This is a genomic window from Rothia kristinae (genome assembly GCF_016028855.1).
In the GTDB taxonomy this organism is placed as follows: domain Bacteria; phylum Actinomycetota; class Actinomycetes; order Actinomycetales; family Micrococcaceae; genus Rothia; species Rothia kristinae.
On sequence record NZ_CP065738.1, the window covers coordinates 98,147 to 116,184 of the forward strand.

Below are 18,038 nucleotides of genomic sequence, written 5' to 3' on the forward strand. Positions count from 1 at the left end.
ACCCGTGATCCCCGCGCCGCCGTGGCCTAGTCTGGTGCCATGGAGCATCCAACCCGCCCCACCGCCGAGAGCCGAGGACGCCACCGGTCCGCCCTGCTGGTGCTGGCCGCCGTCGGCGCGAGCACCGCGCTCGGCGCCGCGCCCGCTCTGGCGCAGGCCCCGATGGATGTCTCCCCCGGACAGCGCGTGGTCGACGAAGCCGGGGTCCTGGGCTCGACCCAGACGCTGGATTCATCGATCGACCGGCTGGCCGAGGACCAGCACCTGACCCTCTACGTCATCACGGTGGATGAGTTCACCGACCCCTCCGGTGCCGATGCCTGGGTGAGCCGCTTCTCCGAGCTGAACGACCTCGGCGCCACCGACGCCGTGCTGGTCATCGCCACCCAGGCCCGCCAGGCCAAGTTCGAGGCCAGCTCCTCGGGCCCGATCACCCAGGAGCAGCAGCAGCGGATCTACCAGGATCGGATCTTCCCGAAGCTGCGCGACACCGACTGGACGGGTGCCGCCGAAGCCGCGGTGGACGGGATGCGCGAAGCCGCGCAGTCCTCGCGCGCCTCCAGCGGCGGGGGCGGCGGCAGCCAGGGACTGATCAGCGGCGGCTGGCTGCTGGCCGCCGGCGGCGCGGGGGCCGTGGGTGTGTGGGCGTGGCGGCGGCGTCGTCGGCGCGCCAACGGAACGAGCGCCGGCACCCCCGGCACGCCGTCTCAGGCCGCGGGTGCCCCCGGTGCCGCCCGGGTCCCGGGCGCTGCCCCCGCGGATCCGCTGGACGCGATGGACCTCGCGCAGCTGCGCGCCGAGGCCGGACCCCTGCTGGTGGCCGCGGACGACGCCGTCGCCCGCAGCGCCGAGGAGCTGGAGTTCGCCCGCGCCCAGTACGGCGACGAGGCTGTGCGACCCTTCGAGACCGCCCTCGCCCAGGCCCGGGAGAGCCTGACCCGCAGCTTCCAGCTGCAGCAGCAGCTGGACGACGACATCCCCGACACAGAGCAGCAGCAGCGCTCCTGGCTCACCGAGATCATCCGCGGGTGCCGCGCCGCCCAGGCGAGCCTGACGGCCAAGCAGGAGGAGTTCGCCCGGCTGCGCCGACTGGAGGACTCCCCCGCCGAGGCGATCTCCGCGGCCGGGAGCGGCGTCGAGCAGGAGCGCGCCCGGCTGGAGCGCACCCGCCCGAGGATCCGCGAGCTGACCGGACGGTTCGCCGTCGGCGCGGTGGAGCCGATCCTGGACTCCCTGGACGAGGCCGAGCGGCGGCTGGAGCTGGCCGCGGAGTCCGTGGGTCAGGCCCGCACCCACCTGGAGGCCGGGGAGGTCTCCGCCGCCGCGCTCGCGGTGCGCGGCGCGGAGGAGGCCACCGGGCAGGTCCGCTCCGTGATCGCCGCGGCCGAGCGCTCGGCCGGCGAGCTGGAGCAGGCCCGGGCCTCCCTGGAGGAGGCGCTGGAGCAGGCCGAGGCCGACGTCGCCGAGGCGCAGGCCCTGCTGGGCCGGGGCGGCTACGCGGATCTGAGCGGGGCGGCGGCCCGCGTGCGCCAGGCGGTCTCCGCGATCCGCGCTGAGCTGGCCGCAGGCCCCGTGGATCCGCAGGCCCAGGCCCGGCGCCTGCGCGAGGCCCGCGTGCAGCTGGATGAGGGCCTGGCCAGCGTGCGCGATGCCCACGCCCGGGATCGCTCGGCCCGCCAGACCCTCGCCCACACCCTGATCTCCGCGCAGACGGCCGTCGCTGCGGCCACCGACTACGTGGCGGCCCGCCGCGGCGGCGTCGGCCAGCAGGCCCGCACCGCCCTGCACGAGGCGCAGCGGCACCTGGCCGAAGCGCAGCGGCTGCGCGACGCCGAACCCACCGCGGCCCTCATCGAGGCCAACCAGGCGCTGCTGCGGGCCCAGCAGGCCCAGTCCGGGGCTGATGCGGACGTGCGCAGCTTCCGCACCGGCCCCGGGGCCGGCGGATCGAACCGGAACTCCGCCCTGCTGGGCGGGCTGCTGCTGGGCACCCTGCTCGGCGGCGGGAACCACGGCGGCTTCGGCGGCGGTGGCTCGGGGGGCTTCGGCGGCGGCAGCTTCGGCGGCGGCGGGGGCGGCTTCGGCTCCGGCGGGGCCGGAGGAAACTTCTGACACCAGCTCCTGAGCCGAGCTCCGGACCCGAAGGGACTCTCGACCGAGGACCCGCCGCGGAAAGCACCGGGGTTCCGCCCCACAGACCAGCACACAGAACACAGCCACCCACCACGACCAGGAGGAACATCCCATGGTGAAGCAGTCCATCTTCGGCCGGATCGCGCAGCTGGCGAAGGCCAACGTGAACGCGATGATCGACGCGGCCGAGGACCCGCAGAAGATGCTGGACCAGATGGTCCGGGACTACCGGAACAACATCGCCGAGGCGGAGCAGGCGGTGGCCCAGACCATCGGCAACCTGCGCCTGCTGGAGGAGGACCACGCCGAGGACCTGAAGGAGGCCCAGGAGTGGGGCCGCAAGGCCCTGGCCGCCTCCCAGACGGCGGACCGGCACCGGGAGCAGGGCGATGCCGCGAGCGCGGACAAGTTCGACGGCCTGGCGAAGATCGCGCTGCAGCGCCAGCTGGCCGCGGAGCAGGAGGCTCAGGCCGCCGAGCCGCAGATCGCCGCGCAGACGGAGGCGGTGGACAAGCTCAAGGACGGGCTGAACCGGATGCGCTCCAAGCTGGATGAGCTGACCCGCAAGAGGGATGAGCTCTCGGCCCGGCAGAAGTCCGCGGCCGCGCAGAACCAGGTCAACGACGCCCTCAAGGCCTTCGACGTCATGGACCCGACCAGCGAGGTCAGCCGCTTCGAGGAGAAGGTGCGCCGGGAGGAGGCCCGGGTGCGCGGGGCGCAGGAGCTGTCCGCTTCCTCCCTGGACGCGCAGTTCGAGTCCCTGGAGGATCTGTCCCGGGAGTCCGAGGTGGAGGCGCGCCTGGCCGCGCTGAAGAAGTCCCAGGGCTGAGCGGCGGGGCCGGCGTCGCGGCCGACGGCCTCCGGCGCGTGCCTCCGGGCGGGTGACGCCGGGATCATGGTCGGCTATGATGTGGATCATGCCTGCCCCCGCCCCTGCCGCCGTCGCCTCCGGTCTGACCAAGGCCTTCGGGCGGTTCACGGCGGTGGACGGCATCGACTTCCGGATCGAGGCCGGGGAGGCCTTCGGGCTGCTGGGCCCCAACGGGGCGGGCAAGTCCACGACCATGAAGATGCTCGGGGCCACCTCCCGGCGCACGGGCGGGCACCTGGAGGTGCTCGGCGCGGACCCGGACGTTCAGGGGCCCAGCATCCGGGCGCGCATCGGCGTCGTCCCGCAGGAGGACCGGCTGGACCTGGACCTGACGGTGGCCAAGAACATGGCCGTGTACGGCCGGTACTTCGGTCTGCCCCGGTGGTACCTGCGGGAGAAGATCCCCGAGCTGCTGGACTTCGCGCAGCTGACCGACAAGCGCGACGTGCGCGCGGATGACCTCTCCGGCGGGATGAAGCGGCGCCTGACCATCGCCCGGGCGCTGGTCAACGAGCCCCGGCTGCTGATGCTGGATGAGCCGACCACGGGCCTGGATCCGCAGGCCCGGCACCTGCTGTGGGAGAAGCTGTTCCGACTGCGCGAGAGCGGGACCACCCTGCTGCTGACCACGCACTACATGGACGAGGCCGAGCAGCTGTGCGATCGGATCGTGGTGATCGACCACGGCCGGATCATGGCCGAAGGCTCCCCCGCCGCCCTGATCCGGGAGCACGTGAGCCGGGAGGTGCTGGAGCTGCGCCTGGATCGAATGGTCCTGGACGAGCAGGCCGCGCTGCTGCGCGAGCGCGGCGGGTTCCGGCGGGTCGAGCGGCTGCCGGACCGGCTGCTGATCCACGCCGAGGACGCCGATGCGGCCCTGACCCGCAGCCACGACCTCGGGGTCCCCGTGCGCTCCAGCCTGGTCCGGCGCGCCTCCCTGGAGGATGTGTTCCTGACCCTGACCGGACGGAGCCTGATCGAATGAAGGACGCCGTCGCGGATCCGCAGCCCACCGCGCAGTCGTACTCCCCGGCGGCCCGACGAGCCGGCCTGGACGATCCGCAGGTCGCGGCCCGACGCCGCCGCACCGCCTTCTGGGGGGTGACCGAGCACATGCTGTGGGTGTACTGGCGCTACCGGCTGACCCTGCTGACCTCCGCGCTGGGTGAGCCGGTCCTGTACCTGCTGGGCATGGGGCTGGGACTGGGCGCCCTGATCAGCCACGGCACGGGGGCGGACACCTACGGGGTGTCCTACGTGGTGTTCGTCGCCCCGGCCTTGCTGGTCTCGGCGGCCGTGATGGTGGGCGTGGAGGAATCCACCTACCAGGTGCTCGGCGGCACGCAGTGGGACGCCAAGACCTACTACACGATCTACCAGGCCGCCGTCTCCCCCGGGCAGCTGACCCTCGGGGTGCTGCTGGCGATCCAGGTGAGGGTCGCCGCGGTGGCGGGGCTGTACTGGATCGCGATGCTCGTCTTCGGGGTGCTCCCGCAGCCGGGCACGGGGCTGGCGATCCCGCTGGTCGCGATGCTCGGGGCCCTGGCCTTCGGGGCGCCGGTGGCCGGGTACTTCGCCGGTCTGGACCGGGAGGGCGGCAGATCCACCATGGTGCGCCGCTTCGTGCTGATGCCGCTGGTGCTGTTCTCCGGGGTGTACTACCCGCTGAGCGTGCTGCCGTGGGGCATCCAGTGGATCGGATGGATCTCCCCCGTGTGGCACGCCGCCGAGCTCTCCCGCGGACTGGCCTTCGGCCATGCCGAGCCGGCGTGGCTGGTGGCCGCGCACCTGCTGGTGCTCCTCGGACTGTCGGTCCTGGGGATCCTGTGGCTGCGCCGGTCCCTGACCCGGAAGCTGGAGGACCGATGAGCCGCCCGCCCGCCCACATCCCCGGCATACGCTCCCGCGCCGGTTCCCGCTCCCACGGTGCGACGTCGGCCCCCGCCCGGCCCGCAGCGGGAGCTCAGACGCTGCTGGCCCACCGGCGCCCGGCGCCCTTCGCCCAGACCGTCTACTCCGGCAACGCCCGCTCGGTCTTCGAGCACGGGCTGGCCACCTCCTACGGGTCCAACTGGCTGATCATGGTCTCCGGCGTGCTCGAGCCGATGCTGTACCTGCTGTCCATGGGCATCGGCGTCGGCGCCCTGGTGGGGGCGGTGCAGTACCAGGGGCAGGACCTGCCGTACCCGGCGTACATCGCCCCGGCCCTGCTGGCCACCTCCGCGATGAACGGGGCGATCTACGACTCCACGTGGAACGTGTTCTTCAAGCTGCGCTTCTCCAAGGTGTACCAGTCCATGCTGGCCACGCCGCTGGGGCCGCTGGACGTGGCCCTGGGCGAGATCTCCTCGGCCCTGTTCCGCGGGATGCTCTACTCCTGCGCCTTCATGGCGCTGATGAGCGTGCTGGGCTACAGCCTGGCCTGGACGGCGGTGCTGGTGATCCCGGCGTGCCTGCTGATCGCCTTCGGCTTCGCGGCCCTGGGCATGGCCGTGACCTCGTACTGTCGCACCTTCGTGCACATGGACTGGATCATGGTGGTGCTGCTGCCGATGTTCCTGCTTTCCGCGACCTTCTTCCCGATCACGGTGTACCCGCCGGCCCTGCAGTGGGTCATCATGGCGTTCCCGCTGTGGCATGCGGTGGAGATGGTGCGGATGCTCAGCACCGGGCTGCTCACCCCGGTCTTCGCGGTGCACGTCGGCTACTTCGCGGTGCTGGCCGGCGTCGGCATCGTGCTGGTGACCCGGCGGCTGAGTGCCCTGTTCCTGCGCTGACCCGGCCCGTCCCTCGGCCGCGGCCAGCCGCGGCACGGCCGGCTTTGGGAGGGGTTTCGGTGTGTGGGTGTGTCTTCGGGGCTCCCAAACGCCGAAACCCCTCCCAAACCGGCCGGGGGCGGGGCGAGGCCGCACATGCGACGAGGCCCGGTTCCTGGTGATCCAGGAACCGGGCCTCGTGCTTCTCGTTGCGGGGGCAAGATTTGAACTTGCGACCTCCGGGTTATGAGCCCGGCGAGCTACCGAACTGCTCCACCCCGCGGCGACCTGTTCAACTATACGGACCCGCCCCACCCTGCGCAACTCCGATCGGGCATCTGTGGCGCAGAACATAGAATGACGCCGCGGCCGCCCCTCCGCGAGGGAGGGTGCGTCCGCGGCGTCGGCCAATCACGCGGCCAGGACGATCAGCGCCCTGGCCGGCTCACCGGTCCGCCGAGGCGCTGGCGGACGGCGACGGGCTGGCCGAAGCCGTCGCGCCCTCGGCTTCCATGGCCTCGTCCAGGGCCTTCTGCAGGCGGTCCTGGGCCTCGCCGTACTTGGCCCAGTCGCCGTCCTTGCGGGCCTGGTCCGCGTCCTTCATGGCCTGGCTGGCCTTCTCCAGCGCGGAGCCCAGATCCCCGGAGGCGCTGCTCCCGGAGCCCTGCTGGCCGCTCTCGCCGTCCTGGGCGTCGGCCTCCTGGGCGTCCACCCCGGCGTCCTGGGTGGTCTGCGCTCCGGAATCGCCGCCGAACACCTGGTTCAGCGCCTCGTCGAGGGTCGGGGCGTAGCCGACCTTCTCGCCGAAGCCCACGAGCACGCGGCGCAGGGTCGGGTAGGCGGAATCCCCGCTGGACTGCACGTAGACGGGCTGGACGTAGAGGATGCCGTCACCGACGGGCAGGGTCAGCAGGTTGCCCTTGACCACCCGGGAGCCGCCCTGGCTGAGCAGGTTCAGCTCGGAGGAGACCTCGGTGTCCGAGTTGAAGTTGTTCTGCGCCTGACCGGGACCGGGCACCACGGAGGAGCGCGGCAGCTCCAGCAGCCGCAGCTTCCCGTAGTCCGGAGAGCGCTCCCCGTCCTTGCCGGTGCCGGCATCCCCGTTGGCCGCCAGATACCCGTACATCACGTTGCGGGTCGAGCTGTCCGACTGCTGCGGGATGAAGGAGCTGGTCAGGGAGAAGGAGGCCTTGTCCTCCCCCGGCATCTGCAGGGAGAGGTAGTACGGGGGCAGCTCCGTGTCCGAATCCGTCGTGGGGTCGTTCGGGACCTTCCAGACGTCGTCCCCGGCGTAGAAGCTGTTGGCATCCGTCACGTGGTAGCGGTTCAGCAGCTCCCGCTGCACCTTGAACAGGTCCTCCGGGTAGCGCACGTGCGCCATCAGGGCCGCGGACATGTCCTTGTAGGACTCCACGGTGTTCGGGAAGACCTTCTGCCAGGACTTCAGCACCGGGTCGTCCTCGTCCCACGCGTACAGCTGCACCGAGCCGTCGTAGGCGTTCACGGTGGCCTTGACCGAGTTGCGGATGTAGTTGACCTTCTCATCCGGCAGGGCCTGGGCCTGCCCGTTCTGGGTGCGCGAGTCCTGCGTGGCGCTGCCCAGGGAGGTGGGCGCGGAGTACGGGTAGGAGGACGACGTCGTGTACGCGTCCACGATCCACTGCACCTTGCCGTCGATGATCGCCGGGTACGGGTTGCCGTCCACCGTCAGGTACGGGGCGACCTTGCGCACCCGCTCGGCCGGGTCCCGGTCGTAGAGGATCTGGGACTCCGGGCGCACCCCGTCGGAGAGCAGCAGGTCGGAGGACTGGTACTTGATGGAGTAGGCCAGGCGGTTGAACCAGTTGCCGACGTTGGGCCCGCCGTTCCCGCTGAAGGTGGTCTTGGCGTCGTTGGAGTCGGAGTCGTCCGTGGTCTGCGGGCGGTCCAGCTCCAGGTGCTCGTCGCCTTCCGAGCCGCCGACGATCGAGTACTCGGGGGAGGACTGGCCGAAGTAGATCCGCGGCTCGTAGTTCTCCGAGATCTCGCCGGTGGCGTTGATGCCGGACTGCATGAACTTGGGCTTGCCGTCGGCCTCCACCTGGTTGCCGTAGGCGGCGACGACGCCGTAGCCGTGGGTGTAGACCACGTGCTGGTTGTACCAGCCCTGGTCCTGGTTCTGCCCCGGGTTCAGCTCGCGCGCGGAGATCACGGTGTCCTGGGTGGTGCCGTCGATGTCGTAGCGGTCCACGGACAGGGTCTTGCCGAACTGGTAGTAGGGACGGAACTGCTGCAGCTGGGCGAAGGCGGAGGAGACCACGTTCGGGTCTAGCAGGCGGATGTTGGAGATGGACTGCGAGTCGTTGCGCAGCGCGCCCTTCGCGGAGTCCACCGTGGCGTCGTAGTTGGTGGATTCCAGGTCCGAGAGCCCGTAGGCGTCCCGGGTCATGTCGATGTTGCGCTGGATGTACGGGTTCTCCATGGACTGCTCGGTGGGCTGGACCTGGAACCGCTGCACGATCCACGGGTACAGCCCGCCGGCCACGAGGGAGACCACCAGCAGCATCGCGGTGCCGATCATCGGCAGGCGCCACCGGCCCACCACCGCGCCTACGATGCACATCACCGCGACCAGCACGGCCGCGATGGCCAGGATCGCCTTGGTGGGGATCACGGCGTTGACGTCGGTGTACATCGCTCCGGTCCAGTCCCCGGAGTCGTTCTGCAGCGTCGCGTAGCGGCCCAGCCAGAAGTTCGCGCCCACGACCAGGAGGATCGCGGCGGCTGTGATGCCCATCTGCACGGTGAAGGCGCGCGAGACCCGCAGGCCCCGCTCCCCCACCGAGATCCCGCCGTACAGGTAGTGCACGACCAGCGCGGCCAGGCCCGCGAAGATCAGGGTGGTCAGCACGAAGCCGGTGACCAGGCGCAGGAACGGCAGGGTGAACATGAAGAAGGACAGATCCAGGCCGAACTGCGGATCGGTGCGCCCGGCGGGCTCCTGGGCGAAGAACAGCACGACGGTGTCCCAGCGGGTGAGGAACGTGGCCGCGCCGAACAGCCCGATGACCAGGGGCACCGCGATCAGCAGCACCCGGCGCATCGGCTCCAGGGCCTGCTGGTAGCGGGCCATGTTCTGTTCGAAGGCCGCGCGCAGATCCGCCATCGGATCCTGTCCGGCCCCCTCCCGGCGGGCCTGCTCCCGGGCGGCGTCGCGCCCGGCCCGCGAGCGCCCGGCGGCCGGACGCGCGGGACGGTGGCGCCAGGCCAGGCGCATGCTCAGCCACACGACGAAGGCCATGAGCACCGCGGCGGCGAGGAAGACCCCGACCTTGATGCCGTTCTCCCGCAGGAACACGGTGAGGTAGCCGACCTGGTCGTACCAGAGCACCTCGGTGTACACCTGGGTCGCGGCCACGAAGGCGATGATCAGGGCGATGACGATGATCGCGGTGATGATCAGGGGACGACGCCGCGAGGAGGCGGGGCCGCGCGCGGCACGGTCGGGGCGGGAGGATCCTCCCGCATCGGGCTGGTGGGGTCCTTGGCTCACGGATGTCCTCGAGGTCGCAGGCGGTGGATGCGGGCCCCGCGCCGCCCCGGGGTCGCTCGCCCGCGCTGCCGAGGCGGCTGCGCGGGTGCTCCCGGTGCGGGTCAGGGGCCGTGGACGCCGCGCGAGCAAGCCCGGCCCGGCGTCGTGCCTCCCATTGTGCCCGGAAAGGGGTGCCGCGGACCATTCCGGTCAGGGATGCGAAGCGCCTGAGGCCCCCGGACCCGGAGACCTCAGGAGCCGCACTGCGGGTAGGAGGCGGGGTCCTTGCCCTCGCCGACACCGCGCACGGCCTCCACGGCCTCGTCCAGCGTGGAGACCTTGACCACCGACAGCCCGTCGGGGATGTGCCCGGTGACCTCGTCGCAGTTGTCCGCCGGGGCCAGGAAGAGGGTGGCCCCGGCCTGCCGGGCCCCGATCATCTTCTGCCGGATCCCGCCGATGGCCCCGACCTTCCCCTGGGCGTCGATCGTGCCGGTGCCGGCCACGTGCCTGCCGCCGGTTAGGGAGCCGGGGGTCAGCTCGTCGATGATCCCCAGGGCGAACATCGTGCCCGCGCTCGGCCCGCCGACGTCCTGCAGCCCGTAGTCCACGGTGAACGGGAAGTGGTAGTCCGGCTTCAGGTACAGCCCCAGCACCCACCGACCCGAGGCGTCGTCGCGCCGCGGGGTCAGCCGCACGGTGCGCTGCTCCTCCTTGCCCCCGGGGCGGTAGACGACGTCGACGGCCTTGCCCTCGGTGCGCTGCAGGGCGTCGGTGAGGTCCTGGTAGGTCTTCAGCCGGGTGCCGCCCACGGCCACCAGCACGTCGCCCTCCGCCAGGGGACCGGCCGCGCTCTGCGGGGCCCGCCCGGCGACCCGCAGGGTCACGGAGTAGTCGATGCCCAGGTGCTCGGCGGCTGCGGCCTGGGCGGCGGACTGGGAGTCGGTCATGTCCGCGCTGTTGCGCGCGGCGACCTGCGCCGAGCTGGTGCCGGGGGCGTAGAGGGCGTCCGCGGGCAGCGCCGTGCGCCCGGGGTCCAGGAACGCGCCGAGCACGGCCAGCGGGTTGGTCTGGGAGTTGGGTCCGCCTGCGACGGAGACGGTGGTCATGTCCAGGCTGCCGCTGACGGGATAGGTCTTCGCGCCGTCGATGCGGATCAGCTGGTGCCCGTTCCACTCGCCGATCGTGTTGAAGGTGGGGCCGGGCGCCTCGGTGACGAACGGCGGGGCCAGCAGCGCCCCGGCGGCCAGGATCCCGACGGTGGCCGCACCGCACAGGCCGGTCAGGCGGGCCCGACGCCGCTGGGCGCGGCGAGGCCGCAGCGTGAGGGTGCGCGGGGCGGACCCGGTCTGCCCCGCGGAGTCGGGGTCGTGCTGCTGCGGGGTCTCGGGCATCCTGGGGCTTCCTGCTCGGGCGTGGCCCGCGCGGGGCTGCTGGCGACGCGCGGGGGCGGGGGCAGCCGGGCCGGGACGGCTCACGGGCGTGGCCCATCCTAGCCCACAGCGGCCTGGGCGGATCCGGCGCTGATCCGGCGTCGGTCCGGCGTCGGCCCGGCGGGTGGGACTGTGCCAGGAGCGGACACGGGCTGACGGGCGGGCCTGGGCTGGCCTTTAATGGGGGCTGAGCCCGCGCGGCGGATCGCACCGTCGCCTCCGACCGACCCTTCGAGGTGCCATGAACTCCCAGAACCCCGACGACCGCGAGTCCCACGGCGAGGGGGACGGCAACCCCTTCGAGGAGCTGTTCCGCCGCCTGTCCTCCGGGCAGGGGCTGAACCCCGAGGACCTGCGGGGGATGTCCGTGCCCATGGACCCGGCGATGATGTCCGGGCTGTTCTCCCAGATCCAGGCCATGATGTCCGGGATGAGCCGGGACGGCTCCGTGAACTGGGAGGCGGCCCGGGATCACGCCCGCCAGCTGGCCGCCGCCGAATCCGACCCCTCCCTGACCGGCAGCCGCAAGGCCGCCGTGCGCGATGCGATGCAGCTGGCCGGGCTGTGGCTGGACGCGCAGACCCAGTTCTCCCGTCCGGCCGTGCCGGAGGATGCCTGGGTGCGCGTGGAGTGGGTGGACCACTGCTTCGACACGTTCCGCCAGATCGCCGAGCCCGTGGCGGCGTCGGTCTCGGAGGCCATGGGCCAGGCGATGACCCAGCAGATCCCGCAGGAGCTGCAGGCCATCCTGGGGCAGGGCGCGTCCATGCTCAGCGGGATCAGCGGGATGATGTTCGCGATGCAGCTGGGTCAGGCCGTCGGGCAGCTGTCCCGCGAGGCCGTCTCCTCCACGGACATCGGCATCCCCCTGGCCCCGGAGCGCTGCGCCCTGGTACCCACCAACATCGCCGCCTTCGGTGAGGGCCTGGACCTGCCGGAGCAGGAGATCATGCTGTTCCTGGCCCTGCGCGAGGCCGCCCACCAGCGGCTGTTCCACGCCACCCCGTGGCTGCGTCAGGACATCCTGGAGCTGATCCGCCGCTACTCCCGCGGCATCCACGTGGACATGGACCGGATCGAGGAGGCCACCCGCAGCCTGGATCCCACCGACCCCGAGTCGATGCGCACCATTCTGTCCGGGGATCTGTTCACCCCGCAGCTGACGGAGGACCAGGAGGTCACCCTGCGGCGCCTGGAGACCCTGCTGGCCCTGGTGGAGGGCTGGGTGGACGACGTCTGCGCACGGGCCGCCGGCAACCTGCCTTCCGCACCCGCGCTGACCGAGACCCTGCGGCGTCGTCGCGCCGCGGGCGGACCTGCGGAGAAGACCTTCGGGTCGCTGATCGGCCTGGAGCTGCGGCCGCGGCGCCTGCGCGAGGCCTCCGAGTTCTGGCGCGCCTACGGCGAGCAGCACGGGGCCGAGGCCAGGGACGCCCTGTGGGAGGCCCCGGAGAACCTGCCCACGGACGAGGACCTGGATCACCCGGAGCAGTTCGAGTCCACCCACGACCTGCTCCACGCCACGGATGAGGAGATGGACGCCGCCCTGGAGAAGCTGCTCTCCGGCGGCTACGAGGACAGGGCGGACTCGGAGGATCCGTCCTCCGGGGAGGACGGGGAGGATTCCTCCGGGGAGTCCTCGAACGGCTCCTCCGGGTCCTGACCCCTGCCGTGGGCGTACCCGGCCAGGTACGCCCGGGCCGTCTCGGCGTGGGGGTAGCGGGCCTCCAGGCGCCGGAAGCGGGGGCCGTGGGAGGCCTCGATGAGGTGGCACAGCTCGTGATGGATCACGTAGTCCAGCACGTAGTCCGGCACCTCCCACAGCTGGTGTGAGATCCGCACGCTGCCGCGGGCGGGGGTGGTGGATCCCCAGCGGGTGCGCTGGTTGGTGACCCAGCGGATCGAGACGGGCCGCACCCGGTCCCCCAGCAGCCCCCGGGCCAGGCGTCGGGCCCGCTCGGCGAGGAACCCATCCGAGCGGCGCCGGGAGGTCGGGTCCCCCTCCCCCGCCCCCTGGCGGGCCCGGGCCCGCAGCAGGCGCGGCAGGAGCTCCTCGGCGTGGCGCAGCGCCCGATCCGTGCCCATGCTCGCCGGGATCTGCAGCAGCACCCGGTCCCCGTCCCAGCGGGCGGAGACGGTCTTGCGGCGACGCGCCGAGCGGCGGATCACCAGCGCGGGCCGATCCCCCTCGACGCGCAGATGCTCATCGGGGAAGGACGGGGCGGGGCCGGGACGGGGCATGAGAGGATCCTAGCCCGACGACGCCGCGCCGGGGCGCCTGCCCGCCGCACGAACCAGCGCGCCGCACGATCCTCCCCGCCGTCGCTCGCGTCGAGGACCTGCCTGCACCGTCCGGGACGAGGGGCCTGTGGATGAGCGGGGATCCGCGCCCACGCATCTGCCAGGGTGGGTGGCATGGACCACTCCTCCGCCGTCGCCCCGCCCATCGTCTCCGTCGAGCACGTGCTCGCCGGCATCCCCCGCGGCGCCCGGGTGCTGTGCCTGGGGCTGGCCGGTCCCGCCGCCCTGATCTGCCGCGGGCTGACCGAGCGGACCGGGGACGAGCTGCCGTGGCTGCTGGACCGGCACCCGGTGACCTCCCGGGATGTCGAGCAGCGGGGGTACCGGAAGCAGGACGTCGGCCTGGCCCGGGATCGGGCCCTGTGCGCGGACATCGCCCGACGCACCGGGCGCGCGCTGCCGCTGGGGCAGGGCAGCCACCCGGAGTCGGAGCTGGTGCACCGGGTGTGCCGTGAGCGGCGGCGCCGGGAGCAGGTGATCACCGAGCTGCTCGGCCGGGACGGGCAGCCGTTCTGGCCCGGTCAGGTTCCGGCGGAGCTGGACCCGACGACGACGCCGGGCGCCCCGCGGCGCACCGCCCGGGACCCCGGGTGGCTTTCCGGCCTCGTGGCCCGCTTCGACCGGGTGGTGCAGACCGTGGACGCACACGAGGAGGAGCACTGGGAGCCTCCGCTGGCCCCCGGGACCCCGGTGCTGCAGCTGGTCCTGGATGTCGCCGGGGACCTGCGCGCGGTGGAGGGGGCGGAGAGGACCGTGCCGTGGTGGGCGCGGCGGTGCCGGGACTGCCAGCTGGCGGCGATCCGCGTCGAGGCTGACCCGGACTGCCTGTGCCGCCTCGCCCTGCACCCGGAGATCCGCGAGATCCGCGCCGGCTGAGACCGGACGCGGCGGGCGCAAGCCCGAGCTGCGGGACCCTCAGGACGCTCCACGCCCGCGGGGACGGCGAGTTCCGCGGGGCCGGGCGGTGGCGACGTCGGGGGCTCGGCTCAGGGCTCAGCCCAGGTGCGCCGAGCGCGGGGCGAGCCCCTCGAGGAAGCGGGAGCGGCGCCGGTGGGCCCGCCCGCCCGGGGTGCGGGCCAGGGACCAGGACAGGAACAGCCGCTGCCGGGCCCGGGTGATCCCCACGTACAACAGGCGCCGCTCCTCGTCCAGCTCATCCCCGGTCTCGGCGAAGCCGATGGGCATCAGCCCCTCGGACAATCCGCACAGGAACACCGCGTCCCATTCCAGGCCCTTCGCCGAGTGCAGCGAGGCCAGGGTGACCCCGGACATGACCGGCGCGTCCTGATGGGCGACCCGGCGGGCCAGCTCCTCCACCAGATCCGGCAGGGTCAGCTCCCCCTGCTCCTCGGTCCGCGCCGCGGCCAGCCGATCCGTGAGCGAGACCAGGGCCGCCAGGGACTCCCACGTCGCGCGCACCGCCCCGGTGGAGGCCGGGGGCCGGTCACGGTAGCCGAGGGAGGAGAGCAGGTCCCGCACCAGGCGCGGGGCCGGGGTCTCGGCGTCGGCGCGGGCGGCCGCGCGGATCTGGGCGATGGCGTTCTTGACCTCGGGGCGGTTGAAGAACTGCTCCGTCCCGCGCAGCCGGTACCCGATCCCGGCATCGGCCAGCGCCTGCTCGATGACCTGGGACTGTCCGTTGGTGCGGAACAGCACGGCGATCTGCGCGGGGTCCATCCCGTCCTTGTCGATCAGGTCCCGGATGTCCTCGGCGATGCCGGCGGCCTCCTGCTCGTCATCGGCGTACTCGAACCACTCCGGCTCGGGTCCCTTGGGTCGCTGGGCGCGCAGCTCCAGGGGTGTGGCCCAGGCCCCGGGGGTGGAGTCCTTGGCGGGGCGGCGGGCGGCCAGCAGGCGGTTGGCCAGGGCCACCACCTGCGGGGTGGAGCGGTAGTCGCGCACCAGCCGCACGACCTTGCCCTGCGGGTGACGGGAGGGGAACTCCAGCAGGTGCCGGGAGGTCGCCCCGGTGAAGGAGTAGATGGTCTGGGAGGCGTCGCCCACCACGCACAGCTCCTCGCGTCCACCCAGCCAGTTGTCCAGGAGGCGCTGCTGCAACGGGGAGACGTCCTGGTACTCGTCCACCACGAAGTGCCGGTACTGCTGGCGCACGGCCGCGGCGACGGCGTCGTCCTCCTCCAGGATGGCGACGGTGGCCAGCAGCACGTCCTCGAAGTCGATGGCGTTGCGCTCGGTCTTCAGGTCCTCGTAGGCCCGGGCCACCCGCGCTAAGCCCTGGGGAGTGAATCCGGTGGGCAGCTCCTTGTTCCCCAGGTTCTCCTCGAGGGTGTCCGGGGTGAGCATGGAGACCTTGGACCACTCGATGATCGCGGCCAGGTCCCGCAGGATCGCCCGGTCCGTGGTGAAGCGCAGCCGGGAGGCGGCCTCGGCGAGGTACTGGGCCTTCCCCGACAGCAGCTGCGGCGGGGTCCCGCCGACGGCCTGGGGCCAGAAGTACTGCAGCTGGCGCAGGGCCGCGGCGTGGAAGGTGCGGGTCTGCACCCCGGCCGCGCCGAGCCCGTGCAGGCGGGCGCGCATCTCGTTGGCCGCGCGCGCGGTGAAGGTCAGGGCCAGCACCTGCTGGGGCACGTAGACCCCCGCGGCGATGCCGTAGGCGATGCGGTGGGTGATCGCGCGGGTCTTGCCCGTCCCCGCCCCGGCCAGCACGCACACGGGCCCTGTCAGGCTCGTGGCGACCTCCCGCTGCTCGGGGTCCAGGCCCTCCAGGATCCGGTCCGGGCTCGGGGCGGGCTCCTGCGGGCGCGCTGCTTCGGCGGCGGATCCGCTCCGGGCGGGGGTCATCGTGTGCTCTCGTCCTCCGGGTTCTGGGGCAGGGTCTCGGGTGCCTTCTCGGGCGGGTTCTGGGGCGCCTTCTCGGGCAGGGTGCCACCGTACCAGTCGGCGATCAGGTGGTGGGCGATCGAGACCGGTCCGGGCAGGCGCACCCGTCCGGCGCGGACCTCCCCGGCCAGCTCTCGACGGGTGAACCAGCGGACCCGGGCGATCTCCGTGCCGTCCGGGCGGGCCGCGCCCGGTTCGGCGACGACGGCGCGGAAGCCGAGCATCAGCGAGCGCGGGAAGGGCCAGGGCTGGGAGCCGCGGTATTCGGCGCGCACCACCCTGACTCCCGCCTCCTCGCCGACCTCCCGGGCGACGGCGGCTTCCAGGCTCTCCCCGGCCTCCACGAAGCCGGCGAAGGTCGAGTAGCGGTCCGCGGGCCACCGGGCGGAGCGGCCCAACAGGATCCGCTCCTCCCCGTGTTCGTCGGTGTGCACGACGGCGGCGATGATCGCCGGATCGGTGCGGGGGAACAGCTCGGTGCCCTCGGCGGCGCAGGTGCGGGCCCAGCCGGCCCGGGCGGGCTCGGTGGGGGCACCGCACCGGGGGCAGTGCCGGGCCTGCTCGTGCCAGCGGTACAGGGCCAGCCCGGCGGTGAACCACCCGGTCTGCTCCGGGTCCAGCATCTCCGCGGCCTCGCGCAACCCGAGCCGCCGCGATGGTGCCCCGGCCGCGGTTCCGGACGTGGTGGCGGTGGAGGCCTCGCCGGGGGTCTGTGCGGTGGGCAGGGCCAGCAGGACGGGGGCGCCGTCGGCGGCGAGCCCCAGGTGGGCCAGGGGGCCTGCGACCGGCGCGGTCCCGGCCCAGGCGATCTCGGCGCGGGCGCCACCCCGGGTGGTCGCTGGGGCGGCGTCGCGAGCGGGGGCGGCGTCGGCCGTCGCAGCGTCGGCGGGATCCGGCAGGCACCGGATGGGCGCCCGACCCTCGGCGTCCAGAGTAAGCACGCGGGTGCGCGGGTCCCGGAGCGCGGCGGGCAGCAGCGCGGAGGTGTCGGCTTCCAGGTCGTTGCGGCGCAGCGGGTGGGTCCCCAGCAGCAGCGCCCCCAGGGGCGGGAGGATCCCGGGGTTCTCGGCGGTGCTCATGCGCTCAGCGTGCTCCCGGGGGTCTCTTGTAGTCTGTGGGGGTGACTTCCACACCGCTAACGTTAGCCGCTATGGCCTCGGCCGGGGTGCCCGGGCTCTTCCCCGTGGCCGTCGACGCGTATGAAGTCGAGAACCCCGAGTACGTCGGCGCGGTGGTCCTCGACTCCGCGCGCCAGCGGTGGATCGTGCGCTGCCCGCGCACCCAGGAGGCCAGCGTCCGGCTGGAATCCGAGCACGTCATCCTGCATTCCTTCACCCCGGGGCTGCGGGCTCGCCTGCCCTTCCAGCTGCCCACCGTCGTCGGCTCGGCGGACCGGGACGGGCTGCGGACGTTCGTGTACCCGGAGATCCCGGGTGAGGTGGTGGACATCGAGGAGCTGGTGCGCCGCTCCCACGTGGTCTCCCCGGAGCGGGAGCCGCTGAGCACCCAGCTGGGCAAGGCCCTGGCCACGATCCACACCCTGCCGATCGAGATCGTGCGGGAAGGGGATCTGCCGACCTACACGGCCCAGCGCTGCCGGGACCGGATGCTGGCGGAGCTGGACCGGGCGGCAGGCACCGGCAAGGTCCCGGCGCCGCTGCTGCGCCGGTGGGAATCCCGCCTGGAGGACCCCCGGCTGTGGCGCTTCCGCCCGACCGTGATCCACGGGGACCTCTCCGAGGAGAACCTGGTGCTGGACGGCACCCGCCTGGCCGCGGTGCGCGGCTGGCACGACATGCAGGTCGCGGATCCCGCGGCGGATTTCGCGTGGCTGATGAGCTGCCCGGACCAGGACTTCGCGGACGCGATCGTGGAGGTCTACACGGTGCAGCTGCCGCACACCCCGGATCCCCACCTGCTGCGCCGGGCCTACCTGCACGCCGAGTTCGCGCTGGCCCAGTGGCTGGTGCGCGGCACCGAGCAGGGGGACGAGGCCACGGTCAGCGAGGCCCAGGCGATGCTGCGCACCCTGGAGCGGGACCTGCGCGAATCCGGCGCCCTCGACGAGCCCCGGGATGCCGACGCACCCGCCGACTGACGCCCGCTCCCTCGACTGAACCGCGCTCCCGACGACGGGCGAGCTCCACTCAGTCTGTCCGCCTCGGGCGCGCCGAACCGACCGATCCGCCGTC

General features: G+C 72.9%; 13 protein-coding genes and 1 tRNA gene. 8 read left to right on the forward strand and 6 right to left on the reverse strand.

Annotated features, from left to right (window positions below):
* Positions 1 to 39: 39 nt before the first annotated feature.
* The 5 genes from I6G21_RS10765 to I6G21_RS00450 all read left to right on the forward strand — a co-directional run bounded on the left by I6G21_RS10765 (position 40) and on the right by I6G21_RS00450 (position 5,781).
* Entirely contained in the window at positions 40 to 2,112 is a 2,073-nt protein-coding gene (locus tag I6G21_RS10765; RefSeq protein ID WP_129357428.1) for a TPM domain-containing protein, read from the forward strand.
* Between the two features lie 133 nt (positions 2,113 to 2,245).
* On the forward strand, positions 2,246 to 2,962 hold the full coding sequence (locus I6G21_RS00435; RefSeq protein WP_058731570.1) for a PspA/IM30 family protein: 717 nt from the start codon (positions 2,246 to 2,248) through the stop codon (positions 2,960 to 2,962).
* 79 nt (positions 2,963 to 3,041) lie between these two features.
* Positions 3,042 to 3,989, forward strand: a complete 948-nt coding sequence (locus I6G21_RS00440; RefSeq protein WP_129357601.1) for an ABC transporter ATP-binding protein — start codon at positions 3,042 to 3,044, stop codon at positions 3,987 to 3,989.
* A complete protein-coding gene (locus I6G21_RS00445; RefSeq protein WP_058731569.1) occupies positions 3,986 to 4,873 on the forward strand; it encodes an ABC transporter permease in 888 nt (295 codons plus the stop codon). Before I6G21_RS00440 ends, I6G21_RS00445 begins: the two co-directional genes overlap by 4 nt.
* Entirely contained in the window at positions 4,870 to 5,781 is a 912-nt protein-coding gene (locus tag I6G21_RS00450; protein WP_129357427.1) for an ABC transporter permease, read from the forward strand. Before I6G21_RS00445 ends, I6G21_RS00450 begins: the two co-directional genes overlap by 4 nt.
* 188 nt (positions 5,782 to 5,969) lie before the next feature.
* Here the strand turns inward: I6G21_RS00450 and I6G21_RS00455 are convergent.
* From I6G21_RS00455 to I6G21_RS00465, 3 genes are all read right to left on the reverse strand, one after another.
* Positions 5,970 to 6,043 (reverse strand) — tRNA-Met (locus tag I6G21_RS00455).
* 162 nt (positions 6,044 to 6,205) lie between these two features.
* On the reverse strand, positions 6,206 to 9,292 hold the full coding sequence (locus I6G21_RS00460; protein ID WP_269148334.1) for a UPF0182 family membrane protein: 3,087 nt from the start codon (positions 9,290 to 9,292) through the stop codon (positions 6,206 to 6,208).
* Between the two features lie 230 nt (positions 9,293 to 9,522).
* Positions 9,523 to 10,665 carry a YlbL family protein gene (locus I6G21_RS00465; RefSeq protein WP_129357426.1) on the reverse strand — a complete coding sequence of 381 codons (1,143 nt, stop codon included), beginning with the start codon at positions 10,663 to 10,665 and terminating at the stop codon, positions 9,523 to 9,525.
* 280 nt (positions 10,666 to 10,945) lie between these two features.
* Here I6G21_RS00465 and I6G21_RS00470 point away from each other — a divergent pair, with 280 nt between their 5' ends.
* Positions 10,946 to 12,367, forward strand: coding sequence for a zinc-dependent metalloprotease (locus tag I6G21_RS00470; RefSeq protein ID WP_129357425.1), 1,422 nt, complete (start codon positions 10,946 to 10,948; stop codon positions 12,365 to 12,367).
* Here I6G21_RS00470 and I6G21_RS00475 read toward each other — a convergent pair.
* A complete protein-coding gene (locus I6G21_RS00475; protein WP_129357424.1) occupies positions 12,274 to 12,945 on the reverse strand; it encodes a M48 metallopeptidase family protein in 672 nt (223 codons plus the stop codon). The genes I6G21_RS00470 and I6G21_RS00475 overlap by 94 nt on opposite strands.
* A gap of 174 nt (positions 12,946 to 13,119) precedes the next feature.
* Here I6G21_RS00475 and I6G21_RS00480 point away from each other — a divergent pair, with 174 nt between their 5' ends.
* Positions 13,120 to 13,881, forward strand: coding sequence for a hypothetical protein (locus tag I6G21_RS00480; RefSeq protein WP_058731686.1), 762 nt, complete (start codon positions 13,120 to 13,122; stop codon positions 13,879 to 13,881).
* A gap of 117 nt (positions 13,882 to 13,998) precedes the next feature.
* Here the strand turns inward: I6G21_RS00480 and I6G21_RS00485 are convergent, their stop codons facing one another.
* Both I6G21_RS00485 and nudC read right to left on the reverse strand, forming a co-directional pair.
* The gene (locus I6G21_RS00485) at positions 13,999 to 15,807 is read right to left on the reverse strand and encodes an ATP-dependent helicase (protein ID WP_081275438.1); all 1,809 of its coding nucleotides are present in this window, start codon (positions 15,805 to 15,807) and stop codon (positions 13,999 to 14,001) included.
* Entirely contained in the window at positions 15,804 to 16,925 is a 1,122-nt protein-coding gene (gene nudC, locus I6G21_RS00490; RefSeq protein ID WP_129357423.1) for an NAD(+) diphosphatase, read from the reverse strand. Before nudC ends, I6G21_RS00485 begins: the two co-directional genes overlap by 4 nt.
* A 41-nt stretch (positions 16,926 to 16,966) precedes the next feature.
* On the opposite strand from nudC, the gene I6G21_RS00495 reads away from it, so the two are divergent.
* Positions 16,967 to 17,944: a phosphotransferase gene (locus I6G21_RS00495; protein ID WP_064725211.1), complete on the forward strand. Its 978-nt coding sequence runs from the start codon at positions 16,967 to 16,969 to the stop codon at positions 17,942 to 17,944.
* The last annotated feature ends 94 nt before the right edge of the window (positions 17,945 to 18,038 follow it).